Origin of the sequence: Streptomyces sp. CY-1, assembly GCF_047218265.1 — a bacterium.
In the GTDB taxonomy this organism is placed as follows: domain Bacteria; phylum Actinomycetota; class Actinomycetes; order Streptomycetales; family Streptomycetaceae; genus Streptomyces; species Streptomyces niphimycinicus.
Window position 1 is genome coordinate 9,439,330 of record NZ_CP178393.1, and the last position, 17,505, is coordinate 9,456,834.

A 17,505-nucleotide genomic window follows, 5' to 3' on the forward strand; every position below is an offset into this window, starting at 1 on the left:
TGCGGTCACTCCTTGACGAGGCTGGTGTCGACGTGGTCGGCGAGGACCGGCTTGGGGGTGAGCACACCGATGTCGTGCATGGTGTCGCCGACCTTCTGCACGGACCGGATCACCGGCTCATGCACCGGGAGCAGCTCGCTGTTTGCCTGATGGACCAGGGCCTTGGCAACCGTGGCCGAGGCTCCGTTGTTGTGCTGGATGGCCTTGGCGTATGCGGCGGGGTGCGCACGGGACCAGGCCAGCGCCTTGCCGAGACGGCGCAGATAGTCGGTGATGGCCTTCTTCTTCGCCGGGACCTGGAGGGCCTTCTCGGAGGCCCCGATGAAGCCGTAGCCGCTCACCCGCCCGTTCGCCCCGTTGACCAGGAGGCGGCCCCCGTGCTGCTCGGCCACCGTCTTGTACACGCCGAACGTGGCCCAGACCTCGACCTTGCCGGAGGTGAAGGCGGCCTGGGCATCGGTGGGCAGCAGATACTGCACATGGACGTCCGAGTAGCTCAGCCCCGCCTGCTCCAGCGCGTGCGCCAGCAGATATTCGGCGATGGACCCCTTGGCCGAGGAGACCACGACCTTCTTCCCCTTGAGGTCCTTGACGCTCTTCACCGGTGAGTTGTTCCGGACCACGATTCCGGTGTGGGTGCCGTCGTTGTGCAGCGCTCCGACGGCCTTGACCCGGACCCCGCCGGAGAGTGCCTGGAGCGTGGGCAGATCGGCGGCGTACGAGGTGTCGGCGGCCCCGGCCTGTACGGCCTGGAACAGCGGTGCGGCGCCCTCGAACTCGGCCCATTTCACCTTGTACGGCGTTCCCTTCAGGGCGCCGGAGGCGTCGAAGAGCGTCTTCAGGTTCTTGGCCTGGTCGCCGAGGGTCAGTGTCACTTTCGACGGATCGGTCTCGGACGCCGCCTCGCTGTCGCCCGCACAGGCGCTGGTGGCGAGGAGGGCGGTGAGCGACAGCACGGCGCCGAGCGTGCGCACCGCGGCCGTGGCCCTGTGGTGTCCGGTGTTCGGGCGGTTCATGCGGTTCCAGTGGTTCATGCCGTCACCTCTTCCCGGTGGTGCGAAGTCGCCGAGGCGTCCTCGACGCCCAGTCGCCGCAGGAGTTCGCCGCGCAGTGCCACGAAGTCGGGGGAGCCGAGGTCACGCGGGCGGGCGAGGCCCACCTCCGCCTCGTAGGCGATCCGCCCGCCGTCCATCACCAGCACCCGGTCGGCCAGCAGCAGCGCCTCCTCCACGTCATGCGTGACCAGCAGCACCGAGCAGCCGTGCCGCTGCCACAGATCGGCCACCAGCCGCTGTGCCCGGACCCGGGTGAGCGCGTCGAGCGCGCCGAACGGCTCGTCCAGCAGCAGCAGTTCGGGCTCGTGCACCAGCGCGCGGGCCAGGGACACGCGCTGGGCCTGACCGCCGGAGAGCGTGCGGGGCCAGACGCCCGCGTACTCCTCGATGCCGACCTCGGCCAGATAGCGCTCGGCGAGCGCGCGGTCCCCGCCCGGCAGACCGAGCACGACGTTGTGCCACACCCGTAGCCATGGCATCAGCCGCGGCGACTGGAAGGCCACCGAGCGCCGCTGCGGTACGTTCACCTCGCCTTCGTTCTCGCTGTCCAGCCCGGCGAGGATCCTCAGCAGCGTCGACTTTCCGCAGCCGCTCTGGCCGAGCAGGGCCACGAACTCGCCCCCGCGGATGGTGAGGTCGAGCCCTCCGATCACCGTCCGGTCGCCGAAGGCGCGGGTGAGTCCGCGGACCTCCACACTGTTCGGGCCGTTCACCGCGACACCGCCGGTGTTGTCGTGCACCGCGCTCATGCTCCCTCCCCGTCGAACGAGGCCCGCCAGTCCAGCAGCCGCCGGGACAGCAGCCGTACCGCGAAGTCGCACAGCAGCCCCAGCACCGCGTACACGGCGAGGCACAGAACGATCACGTCGGTCTGGAAGTACTGCTGGGCGTTGCTCATCAGATAGCCGATTCCGGCGTCCGCGTTGACCTGCTCGGCGAAGACCAGGGCCAGCCACGCGGTGGACAGCGCGTACCGCAGCCCCACCAGCGCACCGGGCAGGGCGGCCGGCAGGATCACGTACCGGATCAGCCCGATACGGCCCAGGCCCACCATCCGCCCGGCCTCGATGAGCTGTGCGTCGGCGGAGCGGATGCCGCCGTAGATGTTGAAGTACAGCGGATAGGTGACACCGAGCGCCACCAGTGCGATCTTCGGTGTCTCGTCGATGCCGAACCAGACGATGAACAGCGGGATCAGGCCCACCCAGGGGATTGCCCGGAACATCCCCATGGACGCGTCGATGACGTCCTCGCCCAGCCGGAACAGCCCCGCGGTGAGCGACAGGGCGAGCGCCACGGCCGCGCCGATGAGGAAACCGAGGGCCGCGCGCCGACCGGAGGCGGCGATGGCCCGCGGCAGCTCACCGGTGCCGATGAGATCCGCCCCGCGCCGCACGACGTCGACGGGGGAGGCCAGTACGGACTCGGGGAGCACGCCCGTGGCGGCGGCGAGGAACCAGAGCAGCAGCAGCCCGACGGGCCCGGAGGCCCGCCGCACCCCGCGCGGCACCCGGAGGGGGGACCGCCGCCGGGTGCGCGGGGTGGCGGGGCGGGATGCCGGTGTCGCGGCGGGTTCGGCGGGCGGCGTCTTCACCGCGCGGCGGACCGGTGGTGGTGCGGAGGTGCGCGGCGGCGGTGAGGTGCCGGACACGGGGGAGTGCGGGGAGGGCATGATGCGGCCTCTCGGTCGGGGAGTGTGCGAAGGACGGGTGCGGGACGGCGGATCAGCGGGGCGGCGGATCAGCCCGGCAGCGCACCCGCGGCCGCGGGGCGTGAGGCATCGGCGGACCAGGCGGACCAGGAGCCGGGGTAGAGCGCGGCGGTGATGCCGACGCGGGCCAGGGCCGCGACGGTGTGGGCGGCCGTGACCCCCGAGCCGCAGTAGACACCGACCTCCGTCGTGCCGTCGGCGCCCAGCGCGGCGAAGCGGCGGGCGAGCTCCTCGACGGAGCGGAATGTGCCGTCCGGCGCCAAGTTCTCGCCGGTCGGGGCGGACCGGGCGCCGGGAATGTGCCCGGCGCGCGGATCGACCGGCTCGGTCTCGCCCCGGTACCGCTCGGCCGCTCGCGCGTCCAGCAGTACGCCGGTACGCGCCACCTCGGCCGCCGCGTCGGCGTCCAGTACGGGCAGCCGCCCGGCGGTGAGCACGACGTCCCCCGCCGCCGGCCGGGCGGGCTCGCCCGACTCGACCGGCAGTCCGGCCGCGCGCCACGCGGCCAGCGCCCCGTCCAGCAGCGAGACCCGCTCGACCCCGGCCCATCGCAGCAGCCACCAGGCGCGAGCGGCCGCGGTGTTGCCGTTGTCGTCGTACACCACCACCGGTCGGCCTTGGTCAAGTCCCCAGCGGCGTGCGGCCCGCTGCAACGCACCGGGATCCGGCAGCGGATGGCGGCCGCTCTCCGGGGCGGGCGGAGCGGAGAGTTCGGCGTCCAGGTCGACATGGACCGCCCCGGGGATGTGCCCGGCGAGGTAGTGCTCATGGCCGTGCGAATCGCCGAGCCGCCACCGTACGTCCAGGACGACGGGCGCCGGATCATCGTGCAACAGCCGGGAGTACAGCTCGGTCGGCGTGGTGAGGACGGGCGCGGTCATGCGGGGTCCTCCGGGACGGCGATGAGCGGCAGTCCGGGATCCGACCGCAGCCGCTCCAGGAAGAGGACCACCGTGGCGGCGGCGGTGCGATGGGTCACGTCGTTGAGGACGTCGTGCCGGGTGCCGGCCAGGCTCACCAGCTCCGCGCCCGGCAGGCCGCGGTAGACGCGGCGGACCTCATCGAGGGGACTGACGGTGTCCTCGGCACCGTGCAGCCCGAGCACGGGAACGGAGATCCCCTCCAGCGCGGGCGACTCCAGAGCCGACGGGTCCTCCAGGGCGCCGCGCCGGAACGCGGAGTCGGCGGTCAGCCTGCCCCGGTGGGTGGGGCAGGCGGTGCGCCGGTCCAGTTCGTCCTCCCAGTCCGCGGCCCCGGTCGCCGTGGGGCGTGCCGCGGTCGGCAGCCCGGCGAGGATCAGCGCGTCAGGACCGGGGGTGCCGAGCCCGGCGAGGCGGGCCGCGTGGGACGCCCCGGTGTCGGAGCCGACCAGGACGACGGGGCCCGGAAGCGTCTCGTCGCGCAGCAGCTTGGTGGCCGCCTCGGTGACGGCCTCGGGGTCGGCCGAGGCGTCCTCCAGGGCGCGGACGCGGTAGCCGTCGGCGGCGATCCGGCGGCCGAACCGCTCGTACACCCCGCCGTGTTCACCCCGTCCGGGGAAGAGCACGAGCGTGCCGCGCGGGGCGATTCCTTCTGGTTCGTCCCAGGAGTGGACAGGTTGAGCAGAGGGCATGGCAACTCGATTCGTCGACAGTGACGCCGCCCGCACAGGCGAGGCGGAGCGGCCGAGCCGGAGGCGGGACGGAACAGGAGGAGGCGAGGGCGCGAAGGGGCCTGGCGAGGCGATGCGCGGAGAACGGGGAACGGGCGAAGACCCGGCGAACGGCCGGGAAGCCGGGAGTCAGCGACAGCGCATGGCGCCGGTGCGGCCGAAGTCGACCACGCGCCGCCGCGTCAGCCGGGCTCCGGCGGCGCGGCACCCCGCCGGTCCGGCGGCCGACGGCCCGGATCCGGTGCGGTGGGTGCGCGGCGCGAGGGCCGCCACGAGCGCTGTACGCGACATGTCCTCAGGGTGCAGGAGACCGGAGTTGGCCGTCCAACGATGATTTGCCATCAAAATCGATCACGAATTCTGATCGATTGGTGCTAGCCTGCGCACATGCGACCGGTACTGGACATCGTGGCGTTGCGCAGCCTCATCGCCGTCGCCGACTACGGAGGCTTCCACCGCGCCGCCGGCGCGCTCGCCCTCAGCCAGTCCGCCGTCAGCCAGCACATTCGGCGGCTGGAGAAGGCCCTCGGACGCTCCATCGTCGAACGCGACGGCAGGAAGACCCGGTTCACCACCCACGGCAGCCGGCTGCTGGAAGAAGCCCGGCTGATCACCGGCGCACACGACGCCGCCGTCCGCCGACTCCTGGGGGAGGACACGGCCGACGTGGCGCCCGTCGTCATCGGCGCCACCGAACATGGCGCCGACCAGATCCTGCCCGTCCTGACCGAAGCCGTACGCGACACCCGGCCCGGTGCCGAGGTCCGCGTGCGCATCGACCGCTCGACACGGCTGACGGACGCCGTCGAGCGCGGCGAACTCGACCTGGCCGTCTACGTCACCGAGGCCGCCTCCGCCCCGGGCGCCCCAGTGGGCGAACTCCCCCTGCGCTGGTACGCCGCCCCGGGCTGGAACCCACCCGCCGCCCCCGCCCCGCTGCCCCTGGTCGCCATCAGCGACCCGTGTGTGATCCGCCGCCGCGCCCTGACCGCACTGGCCTCTCACCACACATCCGCCACCGTGGTCGCCGAGGCCGGATACCTCGCCGGAGTCCTGGACGCGGCCCGCGCCGGACTCGGCGCCGCCCTGCTGGCCATCCCCGGCAGCCCGTACCCCGACGGCCTCACTCCCCGCCACGACCTCCCCGCCGTCCCCCCGGTGCGCATCAGCGCCCTGGCCCGCAGTGGCTGCGACCCCTCTCTGGCCGGGGCCACCATCGAGGCGGTGCGCGCTCTGCTCACCTATCGCGAGGCGGGCACCGCGGTGTGAGCCGGCGCGGAGCGCCCGGGCTCGGCCACGCGGATCCGCGTGGGTGGCCGGGCCCGGTGGCCGGTCGGCCCTCCGAGGTGCCGCCGGTCGCCTCGCGGAGCACGTCCCGCACCTCGCCACGCGGCCACGCGTGTGCGGGATCGCTGTCGTGCCGGTGATGCCGGGTGACGACCACCTGGGGCGGCGGCAGCTCGAGCGGGAGCCGCCGGGCGACCAGGCCGAGCCGCGCCGAGGCGGGGCGGCAGACCCGCTCGGCGACGACGGCGACGGCGTCCGAGCGGGAGACCACGTCCAGCGCCACGGTGCTTGTCGGCAGGGACGCGATCACCCGTCTCCGCAGGCCGCGTTCGGCGAGCGCGTCGTCGACGGCGTCGTGCAGTCGGCCCCGGCGCGAGGCGGTCACGAGGGCCGTGCGGAGGAGCTTGTCGATGTCGATCCTGCCCTTGGCGAGCGGATGCTCCCGCCGCAGGGCCAGGACCATCCGGTCGGGGCCCACCACCTCGGAGGAGATCTCCGGGCGCCCCGGCTCGTTCGCGCCGATCTCCAGGTCGACCTGGCCCCGGGTGAGGTCGGGCTGGTCGGCCGACGACTCGGCGAGCAGGCTCAGGTGGATGTTCGGGGCCGTGGCGCCGATCCTGGCGATCAGCGGGGCGGCGAGGGCCGCCAGCGGCGCGTCATGACCTCGCACGGTGAAGTGCCGGTTCAGGCGGGCAGTTGAGATCCATCTGCGCCACGGCAAGGGATGCCCCGGACGGATTGCGCCGGGCGTCATGTCCGTCCGGCTCCGGCGGCTGCCCCCGGCGACTGCCCACGGGGTCGGGCCACGGGTTCAGGCCAGCGGGGAGATGGGGGTCGGCAGGGCGATCGTGGAGGTGGCGTGGGCGATGTTCTCCGGGCCGTTCTCGGGGGGCCAGATGCCGCGTTCGTAGGACTCGCGGCGGATCTCCAGCCGGGCGTTGAGGTCGGGGAAGGGCCAGATGTGGGTGATACGGGGGAGGCCGTCCAGGCCGTACATGGCCGTCGTCAGCGGGTGGAGCCGGGTGCGCTCCGGCACCGCGGCCTCCCAGCCCGCCATCGTGGGCACCAGGCCGCCGACCTTGAGGTGGTAGGTGCGGAACTCGTACACCGAGCCGTAGTGGCCCGGCTCGACCGGTGGCAGGAAGGGGAACGGGACGTAGCTCTCCACCTGGAAGCCGGTCAGGTGCTCACCGATGCCGAACGGGTCGGCGCTGGTGAGTACGCGAGTGCGCTCCTCGGTGAGTTCCTCGGCGTTCTCGAAGCCGCGCAGCAGCAGCAACTGCCCGACGATGACGCCGTGTTCGGGCTCCCAGCAGCCGAGCAGCCGGCCGCCGGTGGCGTCGCTCGTGGTGTAGGTCTCCAGCGCGGACAGTGCCTTCGGGACCGTGCGCAGCTTGAGCGAGAGGGTGGCGAGTTCATAGAGCATGGTCGATGTCCTGACCGTTCCTTTGTCGCGGTTCGCGGGGGTTTCCGGCGGCCGGGATTGCGTCGCCGGGCACCACGAACTAAAGTGAAACATCACTTCACTTCAGGGGCAAGCGCAGAGGAAGGCCAGCCGTGGACACCACCGCCGATGTACCCGGTGCGCGCCGCACTCAGGACCGTCCCCGGCGCCCGCGCAGCATCCGGGCGCATGACGCGGTGCTGACCGCCACCAGCGCGCTCATGCGCGAGGTGGGCACGGCCGGGGTCACCATCGACCGGATCGCCGGGCGGTCGGGGGTGAGCACGGCGACCATCTACAAGCACTGGCCCTGCAAGGCGGCGATCATGGCGGAGGCGTTCGGCCGCGACGCGGCCGAGGCGGTGGTGGTCCCGGACACCGGCCGCCCCGTCGAGGATCTGGTCACCTTCGCGACCGACCTGCTGACCTACTACACCAGTCCGGAAGGTGGCGTCTTCGGGCAGTTGCTGGCCGCCTGCGCGACCGAGCCGCAGGCGGCGCCGTACTTCCATGAGTTCTTCCTGGCGCCCCGCAGGGCGGCCCTGGAGCCGTACTGGGACCGGGCCGCCGAGGCGGGGCTGACCAGGCGGGGCGTGGACGCCGCTACGGCCACGGACGTGCTGCTGGGCGCGCCGGCGTTCCGCCTGATGGCCGGGCATGGATCGCTGGCCCCCGAGGAGGTGCGCAAGCTGGTGGAGTACGCCCTGCACGGTCTGCTCGTCCCGGCGGCCGACGCGGCGGACACGCCATAGCCGCGGAGTGGCCGGTGCTAGCGGGTGTACACCTCCGCACGGTCCACGCTCACGAATGAGGCACCCGACTGGGCGTTGTGCTCGCCGGTCACGCGGATGCGCAGGGTGTGCCGGCCGTAGGGGAGCCGGGGGCTGAGGTATTGGAGGGTCTCGCCGGTTCGGATCGCGCCGTAGAAGTCCCGGCGCTGCTCGGCGCCGCCGTCGACGCTGATGGCCGCGATGCCGTTGCCGGTGTCGCGGACCGAGAGCAGGGCGATCCGGGTGCCGGTGAAGGAGAAGGTGGCGGTGTTGCCGGCCTGGTCGCTCCAGTGGTCGTCGCCCCAGAAGCACTGGGTGGCGCAGCCGGTCCCCGAGTTCCAGGTGCCGGTGAACGTGGCGCTTCCGTCGCCGCTGGACCGGCCGTCGTCATTGATCCAGTAGGTGCCCGCTCCGGGGTCGCCGGACGGCAGGTCCTGGGTGGCGCCGGTGGCGAGCGGACGGCCCAGGTTGGGGCTGCCGTCGGCGTTCCAGGTGATCTTCTGGGCGCGTGTGGTGCGGTCGGTGTAGGTGTTCACCGATGTGGTCTTGGCGTGGTAGACGATCCAGTCCTGCGTGCCGTCGGGGGAGCGGAAGAAGGCGTGGTGGCCGGGGCCGTAGACGCCGTGGTCGTCGGCGCGGGAGAACCGGGCACCGGTGTGCTGGGTCCAGTTGCCGGGCACGAGCGGGTCGGCCGTGGACGGCAGGGACATCATCCAGACCTGGTAGTCCGGCTTGCCCGTGTCGCAGGTGGAGTACGTCATCCAGGTGCGGCCGTTGCGGTAGAGGAACTCGGCGCCTTCGCGCACCTCGGGGCAGCCACCGGCCGCGTTCAGGGCGACGGCGTTGCCGGAGACGGTGTAGGGGTTGGACATGGGGGCGATGTTGATGCCGTTGTGCTGGTACTGGTTGATGCCGGAGTAGGCGAGGTAGAGGCGTCCGTTGTGCTGGAGGATGCCGGGGTCGATGGCGAAGTCGGACGCGTGGTTGGGCGGCGTGAGACGGGACTTGAAGTGGTAGGGGCCGGCCGGGTCGTCGCGGTCCGACTCCAGCACATAGAGCCGGTGGTGGTCGTCGACGCCGTCGTCGGCGGTGTAGTAGAGGTACCAGCGGTCGCCGAAGCGGTAGAACTCCGGTGCCCAGATGTGCTGGTTGCGGGAGGGATCGGTGTCCGTCCATACGGTGATGGGGTCGGCCTCGAGCAGGGTGCCCAGCGAGGAGGAGCGCCACATCCGGATGCTGTCGCCCTGCGTGGTGGTGAGGTAGTAGTTGCCGTTCCAGACGGTCATATACGGGTCGGGGCCGGTGTTGAGGGGGTTGCGGAAGGTGCCCGCGGCGGCGGTGTGCGGTCTCGAGGTGGCGGCGTGTGGTGTCCCCTTGGCGGGGGACGGGGCCGCGGTGGCGGCGGGTGGGGCGGCGAGCAGGCCCCACAGGATGGCCAGGAGCGCGGTGAGCAGTGCCGCGTGGCGGCGGGTGGTGCGGGGGTGCATGGGCGCCTCCTTGGGGCGATGTGCGTACGACGGGTGGGGTCCGGACCGGGTGGCCGTCCCCGTGTCGGGGTGGCGGGTCACAGGCCGTCCGCGGCCGTCAGCGCGCCGAGTGCGCCGGCCTGGGTGCGCCAGTCCACCTGGTTCGGGGTGGTGCCCGCCCAGCGCTGGCCGAGCCGGTTGAGGGGGTCGCGGTCGGTGGTCCAGATCGAGTCGGCCTGCTTGGTGATGTACGCCCGGTAGGTGGCGGATCCGGTGGCGTCCGCGAGGTCGGCGAGGTGGCGCATGAAGATGCCCTTGAACTGCTTCTGGTTGTCGTCGCAGGCGCCGGTGCCGGTGTCGCAGGACTCGGTGAGCACGCCGTCGCGGGTCAGCGCCGTCGAGGTGATCGCGGCATCGGCCAGGCGGCGGGCGGTGTCCAGGTACTGGCCGTTGCCGGTGGACCGCCACAGCTCGGTGAAGGCGCCGATGGCCAGGCCCTGGTTGTAACTCCACACGGTCTGGCCGTTGTTGCGGCAGTCGCCGGTCAGCCCGTCGTTGACCAGGCCCGCACCGTTGATCAGCCCGCTGCCCCGGTACCAGGTGGCGGCCGTGGCCGCCCGGTCGCCCCATACGGTGTCGCCGGAGATCCGCTGGTGCAGTGCTGTGGTGAGCCACAGATACAGCCCGTTGGTCACCGCGTTCTTGTAGGTGCGCTCCCGGTCCCACCACACACCGCCGCCGCAGCTTCCGGTGTCCCAGTACTGGTGGACGTAAGTGGCGATGGTGACCGCCTCGTCCAGATAGCGCCGCTCATGGGTGTGGTCGTAGGCGGCCAGCCAGGCCACCCCCCACCATGCGGCGTCGTCGATGGCGCGGCTGATGAAATGGCCCTCCACCGCGTCGGAGCTGCGCACTCCGGCCGGGAAGGTGCCGCGGTTCTGCTCGAAGGTGCGGGCGATGACCCAGTCGTAGTCGTGCCGCCCGGTGCGCTGGGCGAAGTCGATGAGCGAGGTGACCGCGACGGCCGAGTTCCACCAACTGCTGCGCCACCAGCCCTCGTACGTCTGGTACGACGCCATCAGCGCGTCGGCCGCGGCGCGTGCCCGGCTCGGCGCGGGCCGCACCCAGGCCGTGCAGCTTCCTTCCTGGTGGGTGGACTCCCGGCCGCATGCCCGGACCGCGCCGCCGAACATCAGCCCGCGCGGATCCCGGGTGGCGAACATGGCCGTGCGTGTCGAGGTCTTGCCCGAGGACACGCTCGTACGGCCGAGCGAGGAGCCCTCGGGCCAGGTGGCGCCGCTGTCCCAGGAGCGGTCGAGCCAGATCTCGTCGCCCGCGCCGCCGCTTTCGATGACGCCCCATGCCATCCCGTTGCGCTGGTCGACATGGAGGCTGATGGTGCGCCCGAAGAGGGTGGCGGATGGCACCGGGCGGTCGTCGCCCGCCGCGGTGGCGGGGTCGGCGCCGTCGCAGGACGTGCCGTCGCACACCGTGGGGTAGGCCCAGTTGGTGCAGGTGACACCGGCGGCGTCACCGCAGGCCCGGATCCAGCCGCGGCGGTGTGCCACCGGGTCGGTGAGGTTGTACATCAGGGTGCGGGTGCCGGTCCAGGTGCCGGGGATGCTCGCCTTGCCGAGCAGGCCCTCCCAGGTGGCGCCCCGGTCCCAGGAGCGGTCGAGCCAGACCGAGTCGCCGCTGACGCCGTTGTCGATGCTGGCCCAGGCCATGCTGTCGGGGTCGGATACATGCAGCTTCAGGATCCGGCCGCCCAGGTTCACCTGCGGTACGGGGAAGGTGTCGCGCTGCGCCTTCGAGGGGTCGAGGGTGTCGCATGCCAGTGCGCAGACCGGGGTCGCGGCACGGGACGGCGTGGGGAGGAGGACCAGACCGGCCAGGGCGATGGCCAGGGTCAGGAGTCCGCGAAGGACACGGTGGAGCCGCGCTGACATGACGTACCCGCCTTTCCGTAGGGGGCCGTGCGCATGAGCGTGGGGGAGGAGAGAAGTGGCGGCCGCCCGTGCGATGGGGCGGCCGCCGGAGGTGCGCGGCCCGTCGTTGCGGGCCCGCGGCGGTCGGTCAGGGAGCCCAGGGTGGCTCGATGGCCCAGGTGGTGTCCTCGGTGAAGCCGGCCGGGTTGTCCCAGGTGTGGGAACCGCCCGACTGGGCCAGCCACAGCTCGGCGTTGATATGCCGCAGATACTGTCCGGGGAAGCCCGCGGCCGACATCCGGACGCCTCCGCTGCCCTGGACCGGGCACCAGGTCGCGTCCTCCTTGGACACGGTGGAGCCGTCGGGTGCCTCGCGCCGGACGCGGAATTCGCGGTGGCGCAGGTATTCGCCCGGGTAGTTGCGGGACTCGAAGGAGTAGCAGAGCTTGTTCGCGAGACCCGGCCTGACCGTCCAGGTGGCGTCCCGTTTCAGCAGGTCGGCGCTGGCGGTGTTGACCACTTCGGTGAAGCCGAGGCCGTCGTAGTGGCGGATGTAGCGGTCGGTGTAGCCGGGTGTGGTGACCCGGATCGACACGTTCTGTCCGACCGGCAGTTTCACCGTCGCGCCCAGTGACCGGGAGGCCGCGATGAGGGCCTGGTTGGCGGCCCGGACCCGGGCCTGGTCGACCTTGACCACCTGGCGGTCGTAGGACATGAGCCCGTTGGCTTCGTTCTCGACGTCGGTGATCTGGGTGTAGACGGAGGCGGAGAGACCGCCCGCGGGCATGGTGTTCTCCCGTATCCCGTCGAGCAGGCCGATGAGCCGGTTGTTGAGCGCGGTCGTGGTGGGCTGGTCCTCGTAGCTGAATCCGCCGCCCGGGTACCACTCATGGCCGGGCACCCGGTAGCCGAGGCCGCCGTACTCGCCGAGCACCGAGGCGCGTACCGGTTCGGTCGGGGTGTTGCCGGGCCCGACGTAGTTGTGGTTGTCGATGACGTCGCCGTTGCCGCCGTCCTTGGCGGCGCAGCAGTTGACGCCGCTCATGTTGTCGACGAGGCGGGAGGGGTCGTACGCCTTGACCATGTCGGCGATGCGGGCCTGGTCGTACTGGCCCCAGCCCTCGTTCTGGTCCACCCACTGGATGAGCGAGGGCGAGCTGCGGTGCTGGTCGATGATGGCGCGGTATTCGCTCTCCCACTGGGTGCGGGCGGCGGTGTCCGGGGTCTTGCCGCTGTCCATCGAGGGCATGTCCTGCCACACCAGCAGCCCGAGCCGGTCGGCCCAGTAGAACCAGCGCTGCGGCTCGACCTTGATGTGCTTGCGGACCATGTTGAAGCCCAGGTCCTTGTGTTTTTGCAGGTCGTATTTGAGGGCCTCGTCGGTGGGCGCGGTGTAGATGCCGTCCGGCCAGTAGCCCTGGTCCAGGGTGCCGGTCTGGAAGACGAACTTGCCGTTGAGGACCGGCCGCCGGACCCCGCCCACGTCCTTCACCGCGATGGAGCGCACGCCGGTGTAGGAGCCGACCTTGTCGGCCGCGGTGCCGGTCAGCTCGGCCGTGACGTCGTAGAGGAACGGATCCTCCGGCGTCCACAGGTGGGCGCCCGGCACCGGTACGGAGAGTTCGGTGCCCACCGTGCCGGTGGCGCTGCCGACGGTCGTGCCGCCGCTGGAGACGGTGACCTTGACGCTCGTACCGTCCGCGCCTCCGGCGCCGCGCACCGTGACCCGCAGGGTGTTGTCCTCCAGGCGCGGGACCATGTCCAGGCGGGTGATGTGGGCGGTGGCGGTGGGCTCCAGCCAGACGGTCTGCCAGATCCCGGACGAGGCGGTGTAGACGATGCTCTTGCCGGGGTGCGGGGTGACGTCCTGGACGCGCTGTTTGCCGATGGCCTGGCCGCCGGTCTCCGTCGGGTCGTACACGGAGATGACGATGGTGTTGGTGCCGCCGTTCAGCAGGGGCGTGATGTCGTACGAGAAGGCGTCGTATCCGCCGCGGTGGGCGGCGCCGGCCTGGCGGCCGTTGACCCAGACCGTGGTTTCCCAGTCGGAGGCGCCGAAGTTGAGCTGGATGTGGCGGCCGTTCCAGCCGGACGGCACGGTGAAGGTGCGCTTGTACCAGAGCTTGTCATTCTGGGTGATCTTGCGCTGGACGCCGGAGAGCGCGGACTCGGGCACGAACGGCACCCGGATCTGCTCGCCGAATGTGGCCGGCTGCCCGGCGTCGCGGGAGGTGACCGCGAAGTCCCAGATGCCGTTGAGATCGGCCCAGTCGGGCCGGGTGAGCTGCGGGCGCGGATATTCCGGCAGGGGATGGTCGACCGGGACCTGGTTCGTCCGGTTCGTCAACGGGCTGGTCATCGGGGCGGGTTCGGGGTCCCAGGCCGCGGCGGCGTGGGAGGGGCCGGCACCGGAGACGAGCAGGGCGGTGGCGGCCAGCGCGGGGACCACGGTGGCGGCAACGCGCCGTCGCCAGGTCCGTCTTGGACGGAGAAGGGCGGGGAAGCGGAGGAACAAGTGTTTCAGCACGCTGCTGCTCCATGGTCCGGTTGGCGCCGCCGCCCGGTGGGCGGCGGAACTCTTCCACAGGGAACACTTGCTGCACGAATACCAGAGCATTCACGGCCGGGGTTTGTCCATAGCTGGGACAACGTTGTCGGCCTTGCTGGGCCTCGTGCGGAGCGTCAGCGTGCGGGAGGCGGTACGGTCCGGCTCACACCGCCTGGGACGGCCCGGCGGCGTCCCCCGGCGACCAGTGGGGCCGGATACCGGCGATATGGCAGGTCATGAAGTACAGCGGAATCGGCGGTGTGTACGGCGAGTCGTCCTGGGGGTGATGGATCAGGCGGGGAAGCCGGGAGCGGGCGCTCAGATCGGTCATCTGGGCACCCACCGCATAGCTGGTGAACGTCGGCCAGGCCACGTCGATATGCGATCCGGACGGCACGATCCACCACCACCGGTGGTCGTCGGCGAAGACACAGCCGATGCGGGGCAGGCACTTCATCACGCTCCGGCCGACGTCCGCGGGCATCCCCACCGCGTCATATCCCAGCCTGGCGGGCAGTCCGTCCGGCAGACGCAGCCGTCCGCCGTGGCCTCGCCAGCGGTTCGGCGCGCCGAGTGACGGGGCCTCAGGGGCTACAAACTGTCGGTCCATCGGTCAGTGACACTCTTCCGTGCGCGCCGGCAGCTCGGCCCAGATGATCCGCCCCGGCCCGCGCTGGGCATCCCTGACGCCCCAGGCGCTGCTCACCGCGCCGACCAGCAGCAGCCCGCGTCCCCCGTGCTCATCGGGGTCGGGGGTGCGGGGCGCGGGGAGGGTGTGGGCCCGGATCTCTTCCTCGACCTCGAGGCGCAGATGGTCCGCGCCGATGCTCAGCCTGCACTCCACATGATCGCTGAGCGTATGGGTGATCGCGTTGGTGACCAGTTCGGAGACCACGAGGAGCGCGTCCTCGCACACCTGGGCGCTCATGCCCCAGGCGCGCAGCCGCTCGCGCACGGCCGTGCGCACCGTGCACACCGAGGAGGCGATGGCCGGCAGCCGTAAGGCGACCGCCGGATGCGTGTCCCGCTCCCGGGACGTCCGAAGGGGAGTCAGGGGAAGGGCGAGGGGAGCCACGAGCGGCCGCCTTTCGTCTGCCTGCGCGTCATGGACCGTGCCGTTCCCGCACTGCGCAGTGCCTACGGACGTACCCACGCAAGCGTTCCCACCGTGATCGGACGGTGCGACCACTGTGACAGGTGCAACGAACGAGTTGCAAGCGGTAACTTGGAAATTGCAAGTTGCCATCGGAGGTTCCGCTTGCCCGGTCCGGCGACCGTGACAGACTGCATCCGTAATGCCCGGTGTGGGGAGGTAGAGCGTTGGCCGCGGAATCCGCATGGGGCGGTGCACCCTCTGTCCTCCGCATGATCCTCGGCAGGCAGTTGGAGGAGCTGCGGACCCGCGCCGGCCTGACATACGACGCGGCGGGCGCGGCGATCGGGGTCAGCCACTCGACGATCCGCAGGATGGAAGCCGCCAAGGTGGCCCGGCTCCGGCTCGCGGATGTGGAGAAGCTGCTCCAGACGTACGGCGTCACCGACCGGCATGAGATCGACACCTTCTTGAAGTCGGTCCGCGAGGCCAACAAGCGCGGCTGGTGGCACACTTACCGCGATGTGATGCCGGACTGGTTCGCCGCGTATCTGAACCTGGAGCAGGCGGCGCTTCAGATCCGCGCCTACGAGGCGCAGTTCGTCCACGGGCTGCTACAGACCGAGGACTACGCGCGTGCGCTGCTCAGCGCCGGTAATCCGCACGCTCCGTCGGAGGCCACCGAGCGCAGGGTCGCCCTGCGGATGCAGCGCCAGGAACTGCTGTCCCGGGAGTCCCCTCCCCGGCTGTGGGTCGTGATGGACGAGACCGTGCTGAGGTGGCCGGTCGGCGGCCCGGCCGTGATGCGTGCCCAGATCGACCACCTGATCGAGATCAGCGCGCTCCCGCAGGTGACCGTGCAGATCATGCCGTTCGGAAGCGGTCCGCATCCGGCCATGCGGGCCGGTGCGTTCCATGTTTTCCGGTTCAGGGCCGCGGAGTTGCCCGACATCGTCTACCTCAGCGGCCTGGTCGGCGCGGTGTATCTGGACAAAGAGGAAGACGTGGTGGTGTATCGCGAGGTCCTGGACCGGATGGGCGCCCAGTCGGTGCCCGCCAGGAAAACCGAGGCCGTCCTCGGCGCCATTCGCAAGGAGCTCTGAAGTGCACCACCACATACGCAGCGGCATGCCCTCCCATGATCTCGGCACCAGGGGCTGGTCCAAGCCGTGGAGCGACGACGCCGGGGGCGCCTGCGTCGAAGCCAAGAAGCTGCACGACGGGCGGGTGGCGCTGCGTCAGTCGACCGACCCCGACGGCCCCGCGCTGGTTTTCACCACCTACGAGATGACCCGGTTTCTGGCAGGTGTGAAGGCGGGCGACGCCGACTTCCTCTACTAGCGCCACGGCATCGCAACCTTCCCTGTCCGTGCGGGGCCGGCCCGGCCCCGCACGGACAGGGGGCCATATCGACAGCGAACTTGACGATCCACTGGGAGGGGACGCCTTGAGCGACAACGGATGGTCGGCCGACCGCATCGACACCGAGAGCGCGCATTCGGCACGTATCTACGACTACATCCTCGGCGGTAAGGACTACTATCCGGCCGACAAGGAAGCGGGCATCGCCATGTCCCGGGAGTGGCCCGCCCTCCCGATCCATATGCGGGCCAACCGCGACTTCATGAACCGGGCCGTGCGCTATCTGGCCGAAGAGGCGGGGATCCGGCAGTTCCTCGACATCGGGACGGGCATCCCGACCTCGCCCAACCTCCATGAGATCGCCCAGGCGGTCGCCCCGGACTCCCGGGTCGTCTACGTGGACAACGACCCCATCGTCCTCACCCTCTCCCAGGGGCTGCTCGCCAGCACGCCCGAGGGCAGGACCGCCTATGTCGAGGCGGACATGTGCGAGCCCGCCTCCATCCTTCGGGCCCCCGAGCTTCGCGAAACCCTCGACCTCGGCCGCCCGGTGGCCCTGACGGTCATCGCCATCGTGCATTTCGTCCTGGACAAGGACGACGCGTACGGCATCGTCAACCGCCTCCTCGAGCCGCTGCCCTCCGGAAGCTATCTGGCGATGTCCATCGGCACCGCCGACTTCGCGCCGGACGAGGTGGCCCGGGTCGCCCGCGAGTACGCGGCCCGCGACATGCCCATGCGGCTGCGCACCGAGGCCGAGGCCCAGCGGTTCTTCGACGGCCTCGACCTGGTGGAGCCCGGCCTCACCCAGGTCCACAAGTGGCGCCCGGACGGCACCTCCACCGAAACCATCAAGGACGAGGACATCGCCATGTACGGGGCGGTGGCCCGCAAGCCCTGAGGCTCTTTTCCTCCGGCGTCCGTCCTCCACGGGCCCGCCGGTACGGGCCGCCGCGTCATCGCGGCCCGTGCCGGCGGGCCCTTCGCCGTGTCCGGGCCCGGGCGGACGTATCCCGACGCCGACTTGGCCTGAACCGCACCCCTGCCACATTGCCATCCCTTTGTAATGCCTTTACTCGGCTGTTAGTCTCGGCGACCGGACAAGATCGGAGAACCGCCGACCGACAACCGTTCCCGAACCATCCGACGACCGACGCGATCGCCCTGTGAAGCCACTGCTACGTTGAGGT

At 71.3% G+C, this 17,505-nt stretch carries 18 protein-coding genes; 5 read left to right on the top strand and 13 right to left on the bottom strand.

The genetic code is table 11. The features are described from left to right. Positions 1-5 precede the first annotated feature (5 nt). From ACK1X7_RS40590 to ACK1X7_RS40615, 6 genes are all read right to left on the bottom strand, one after another. Positions 6-1,034, bottom strand: coding sequence for an ABC transporter substrate-binding protein (locus ACK1X7_RS40590; RefSeq protein ID WP_398161311.1), 1,029 nt, complete (start codon positions 1,032-1,034; stop codon positions 6-8). After that, positions 1,031-1,804: an ABC transporter ATP-binding protein gene (locus tag ACK1X7_RS40595; protein WP_398161309.1), complete on the bottom strand. Its 774-nt coding sequence runs from the start codon at positions 1,802-1,804 to the stop codon at positions 1,031-1,033. Before ACK1X7_RS40595 ends, ACK1X7_RS40590 begins: the two co-directional genes overlap by 4 nt. Then, positions 1,801-2,727: an ABC transporter permease gene (locus ACK1X7_RS40600; protein WP_413116445.1), complete on the bottom strand. Its 927-nt coding sequence runs from the start codon at positions 2,725-2,727 to the stop codon at positions 1,801-1,803. Before ACK1X7_RS40600 ends, ACK1X7_RS40595 begins: the two co-directional genes overlap by 4 nt. A gap of 68 nt (positions 2,728-2,795) precedes the next feature. After that, positions 2,796-3,647 (bottom strand): sulfurtransferase, encoded by an 852-nt coding sequence (locus tag ACK1X7_RS40605; protein WP_413116446.1) that lies wholly within the window; start codon positions 3,645-3,647, stop codon positions 2,796-2,798. Next, complete coding sequence (locus ACK1X7_RS40610) at positions 3,644-4,378, bottom strand: alpha/beta hydrolase (protein WP_398161303.1); 735 nt, start codon at positions 4,376-4,378, stop codon at positions 3,644-3,646. The genes ACK1X7_RS40605 and ACK1X7_RS40610 overlap by 4 nt, the downstream gene beginning before the upstream one ends. 168 nt (positions 4,379-4,546) lie before the next feature. Beyond that, complete coding sequence (locus ACK1X7_RS40615) at positions 4,547-4,708, bottom strand: hypothetical protein (protein WP_398161301.1); 162 nt, start codon at positions 4,706-4,708, stop codon at positions 4,547-4,549. A 96-nt stretch (positions 4,709-4,804) separates the two neighbouring features. Here ACK1X7_RS40615 and ACK1X7_RS40620 point away from each other — a divergent pair, with 96 nt between their 5' ends. Continuing rightward, positions 4,805-5,686 (top strand): LysR family transcriptional regulator, encoded by an 882-nt coding sequence (locus ACK1X7_RS40620; protein ID WP_390793413.1) that lies wholly within the window; start codon positions 4,805-4,807, stop codon positions 5,684-5,686. On the opposite strand, the gene ACK1X7_RS40625 is transcribed toward ACK1X7_RS40620, so the two are convergent. After that, a complete protein-coding gene (locus ACK1X7_RS40625) occupies positions 5,655-6,374 on the bottom strand; it encodes a LysR substrate-binding domain-containing protein (protein ID WP_390793412.1) in 720 nt (239 codons plus the stop codon). The two genes, ACK1X7_RS40620 and ACK1X7_RS40625, sit on opposite strands and share 32 nt — an antisense overlap. Before the next feature lie 141 nt (positions 6,375-6,515). Further along, positions 6,516-7,130, bottom strand: coding sequence for an NIPSNAP family protein (locus tag ACK1X7_RS40630; protein ID WP_385152292.1), 615 nt, complete (start codon positions 7,128-7,130; stop codon positions 6,516-6,518). Between the two features lie 131 nt (positions 7,131-7,261). Between ACK1X7_RS40630 and ACK1X7_RS40635 the strand changes: the two genes are divergently transcribed. Further along, positions 7,262-7,900 (top strand): TetR/AcrR family transcriptional regulator, encoded by a 639-nt coding sequence (locus ACK1X7_RS40635; protein WP_382953731.1) that lies wholly within the window; start codon positions 7,262-7,264, stop codon positions 7,898-7,900. Positions 7,901-7,917: 17 nt separating this feature from the next. On the opposite strand, the gene ACK1X7_RS40640 is transcribed toward ACK1X7_RS40635, so the two are convergent. From ACK1X7_RS40640 to ACK1X7_RS40660, 5 genes are all read right to left on the bottom strand, one after another. Beyond that, positions 7,918-9,405 (bottom strand): glycoside hydrolase family 43 protein, encoded by a 1,488-nt coding sequence (locus ACK1X7_RS40640; protein ID WP_390793411.1) that lies wholly within the window; start codon positions 9,403-9,405, stop codon positions 7,918-7,920. Positions 9,406-9,482: 77 nt separating this feature from the next. Beyond that, positions 9,483-11,333 (bottom strand): glycoside hydrolase family 76 protein, encoded by a 1,851-nt coding sequence (locus tag ACK1X7_RS40645; protein ID WP_385152286.1) that lies wholly within the window; start codon positions 11,331-11,333, stop codon positions 9,483-9,485. Between the two features lie 127 nt (positions 11,334-11,460). After that, positions 11,461-13,761 carry an AbfB domain-containing protein gene (locus ACK1X7_RS40650; RefSeq protein ID WP_413116948.1) on the bottom strand — a complete coding sequence of 767 codons (2,301 nt, stop codon included), beginning with the start codon at positions 13,759-13,761 and terminating at the stop codon, positions 11,461-11,463. A 262-nt stretch (positions 13,762-14,023) separates the two neighbouring features. Continuing rightward, positions 14,024-14,470 (bottom strand): hypothetical protein, encoded by a 447-nt coding sequence (locus tag ACK1X7_RS40655; protein ID WP_385152283.1) that lies wholly within the window; start codon positions 14,468-14,470, stop codon positions 14,024-14,026. Positions 14,471-14,473: 3 nt separating this feature from the next. Then, entirely contained in the window at positions 14,474-14,935 is a 462-nt protein-coding gene (locus tag ACK1X7_RS40660) for an ATP-binding protein (RefSeq protein ID WP_390793410.1), read from the bottom strand. Between the two features lie 245 nt (positions 14,936-15,180). On the opposite strand from ACK1X7_RS40660, the gene ACK1X7_RS40665 reads away from it, so the two are divergent. The 3 genes from ACK1X7_RS40665 (at position 15,181) to ACK1X7_RS40675 (ending at position 17,216) form a co-directional block, all read left to right on the top strand. Beyond that, positions 15,181-16,056: a helix-turn-helix domain-containing protein gene (locus ACK1X7_RS40665; protein WP_361510161.1), complete on the top strand. Its 876-nt coding sequence runs from the start codon at positions 15,181-15,183 to the stop codon at positions 16,054-16,056. Positions 16,057-16,081: 25 nt separating this feature from the next. Beyond that, positions 16,082-16,294: a DUF397 domain-containing protein gene (locus ACK1X7_RS40670; protein ID WP_385152316.1), complete on the top strand. Its 213-nt coding sequence runs from the start codon at positions 16,082-16,084 to the stop codon at positions 16,292-16,294. 106 nt (positions 16,295-16,400) lie between these two features. Then, a complete protein-coding gene (locus ACK1X7_RS40675) occupies positions 16,401-17,216 on the top strand; it encodes an SAM-dependent methyltransferase (protein ID WP_385155016.1) in 816 nt (271 codons plus the stop codon). Positions 17,217-17,505: the final 289 nt, after the last annotated feature.

Coding starts and splice junctions, on each gene's coding strand:
- ACK1X7_RS40590 (WP_398161311.1), bottom strand. CDS start 1,034: ATGAACCACTGGAACCGCATGAACCGCCCGAACACCGGACACCACAGG.
- ACK1X7_RS40595 (WP_398161309.1), bottom strand. CDS start 1,804: ATGAGCGCGGTGCACGACAACACCGGCGGTGTCGCGGTGAACGGCCCG.
- ACK1X7_RS40600 (WP_413116445.1), bottom strand. CDS start 2,727: ATGCCCTCCCCGCACTCCCCCGTGTCCGGCACCTCACCGCCGCCGCGC.
- ACK1X7_RS40605 (WP_413116446.1), bottom strand. CDS start 3,647: ATGACCGCGCCCGTCCTCACCACGCCGACCGAGCTGTACTCCCGGCTG.
- ACK1X7_RS40610 (WP_398161303.1), bottom strand. CDS start 4,378: ATGCCCTCTGCTCAACCTGTCCACTCCTGGGACGAACCAGAAGGAATC.
- ACK1X7_RS40615 (WP_398161301.1), bottom strand. CDS start 4,708: ATGTCGCGTACAGCGCTCGTGGCGGCCCTCGCGCCGCGCACCCACCGC.
- ACK1X7_RS40620 (WP_390793413.1), top strand. CDS start 4,805: ATGCGACCGGTACTGGACATCGTGGCGTTGCGCAGCCTCATCGCCGTC.
- ACK1X7_RS40630 (WP_385152292.1), bottom strand. CDS start 7,130: ATGCTCTATGAACTCGCCACCCTCTCGCTCAAGCTGCGCACGGTCCCG.
- ACK1X7_RS40640 (WP_390793411.1), bottom strand. CDS start 9,405: ATGCACCCCCGCACCACCCGCCGCCACGCGGCACTGCTCACCGCGCTC.
- ACK1X7_RS40645 (WP_385152286.1), bottom strand. CDS start 11,333: ATGTCAGCGCGGCTCCACCGTGTCCTTCGCGGACTCCTGACCCTGGCC.
- ACK1X7_RS40655 (WP_385152283.1), bottom strand. CDS start 14,470: ATGGACCGACAGTTTGTAGCCCCTGAGGCCCCGTCACTCGGCGCGCCG.
- ACK1X7_RS40670 (WP_385152316.1), top strand. CDS start 16,082: ATGCCCTCCCATGATCTCGGCACCAGGGGCTGGTCCAAGCCGTGGAGC.